The 2,142-nt window shown below is 39.4% G+C and carries 1 protein-coding gene; it reads right to left on the reverse strand.

Annotated elements, in window-relative coordinates:
* Positions 1-507: 507 nt before the first annotated feature.
* Positions 508-2,052 carry an IS1182 family transposase gene (locus E0F91_RS17510; protein ID WP_243698933.1) on the reverse strand — a complete coding sequence of 515 codons (1,545 nt, stop codon included), beginning with the start codon at positions 2,050-2,052 and terminating at the stop codon, positions 508-510.
* Positions 2,053-2,142: the final 90 nt, after the last annotated feature.

Below are 2,142 nucleotides of genomic sequence, written 5' to 3' on the forward strand. Positions count from 1 at the left end.
TCTTGTACTTGCTCTTGATCCAACTCGGTTGGGATTTTTCCAAAATGCAAAGCCATAGCAGCTACATGCCGGGAATAATTAGAAAAGGTGCTTTGGCTTCTGCCTAAAATAGAAATCGTACGTTCAAATCGATGCAAGAGCTGCTCAAAATTAGGAACCTCTCGAATGGCCTGATTAAGGATTTTGTTTTCCCTTAAAGCATCAGGATGCTTTTTTTTGTAGTCATAATAATTGATTTTAGTTATCTTTGAAAAGTACTACTTTTTCGGACACGCGCTACCGAAGGTTTAGTTCAACAGTCGTTTCTAGCAATTGCGAATTTTTCTTTAAATTCATGTCTTCGTATCGCAAGAAACTTTATCTTTACCAGAAAATACGCAGTTCCGAACTTCGCAACTGCAAGAAGCGACAGAACGTCAGGCTGTGAAAAAACTCCATTTTTCACTTAATTACAGCAAAAATCATCGTTTTATACTTCAAAATAAGCACGCTAAACAAGCTTGTTGTTTAAGCAGCAATTGCTAAGTCCAATCCGAATAAGTCGTTAAAAAGCCTTAAATAAACCCTTTTAAAAACAAAAACACCTTTGGTTTTGTAAGGTGACTTCCAGTTCTTGAGTTTGGCAATTAAATCCGGTACGCCCAGTATATTTATCGTGCGTTTTATGTTGTACACGAGCATAATTAAACTGTGTTCGCCATTTACTTTTTCGAGTCCTATTAAATTCGTGTGATTGTAACCCCATTGTCTCTTGATCGTGCCAAAGATATGTTCGTTAATTTCCTGCCTAGTGCGATACAACTGCGGATTTTCTCGATAGCGTTGGTTGTTTTCCTCGATGGCATCAGCATACTCGCTGCGGTCAATCTCCCTTCCGCCCGCTCTACTGGTACAGAGGTGTTTTACGGGACATTCCTTACAAGCTGGTGTTCGGTATTTCTTGAATTGATACCCGCTTTGTTCGGTTCTACCTGTTTTTTTATGCCACCTTCCTGTAGTTTTTAAAGTTGCTCCTTGGGGACAAGTATAGGTGTCTTCGGCTTTATTGTAGGTGAATTTGGCAACCAAATAGTCGGGTTTCGTGACACTGTCTTTGCTTATTCCTGGCGTAGGATGCGCTACAATGGTGGTAATGTTATGGTCTTTGCAGTAGGCAATTTCCCTTCCATTATGGTAGCCTTTATCTACCAAAGCGGTAAAAGTAGCTGCGCCTAAGTTTTCTTTTGCCTCGAGTGCAATGGCGCCTAAGGCGTTAAGATCATTGCGATTGATGGTGTGGGTGGCAACTACTAAATTGTGTTTATTATCTACTGCTGCTTGGATATTGTAACTGATCTCAACTACTACTCCTTGAACCAGAAGCGCGCGTGCATCTTCATCGGTGGTGCTTATTTGGGGTTCTCCGCTGGCTTTTAGTTTTGCTTCTAGAAGTTCATATCCTATTTTATTATTTTTTAATCGTTCAATCTTTTCTTGRATCTTGGTTATGTTKATCCCATTGTCTTGGGTRTCATTTTGATCYAATTGCGTTAAATATTCTTGGGTYTTTTCTTCGATATAAGCCAAATGACGTTCTATTTTCTTTTGGTTGAAATTGGCTTTTTTGCTGTTATGCGCACGACTTTTGGTGCCATCGATGGCAATTACTTCTCCTGATATTAAGTCGGCATCTTTAAGGAAACTTACAAAGAGTTTGAAGAGTTTTTTAAGCCCTATTGGGTTCTGCTTTCTAAAGTCGGATATGCTATGGTAATTGGGCACTAAACCACAAAGGAGCCACCGTAGTTCAATGTTACGAATGCACTCTTTCTCGAGCTTGCGCGAACCACGTAATCCATTGAGATAGCAATATAAATACAGTTTGAGGAATATTTTAGTATCAAAGCTAGGACGCCCCTCGGTTTTAATGGTCTGAACTGTAAATCCTAAAGACCCCAAGTCTAACGCTTCGACAAAAGCTTCGACAAAACGAACGGGGTTTTCTAGAGAAATCGAGTCCTCTAAACTCGAAAAAAACAACTGATTGCGCGGTATTCCTGTGATGTGTTGCATCTTTAAATATACAACTTTTCTGCCTTTTACTTTGAAAATATGTACTATATTTGAAAGAAATAAACGGAAGTTTTTTCACAGACTGACGTT

It is taken from the genome of Flavobacterium sandaracinum, assembly GCF_004349135.1.
GTDB lineage: Bacteria > Bacteroidota > Bacteroidia > Flavobacteriales > Flavobacteriaceae > Flavobacterium > Flavobacterium sandaracinum.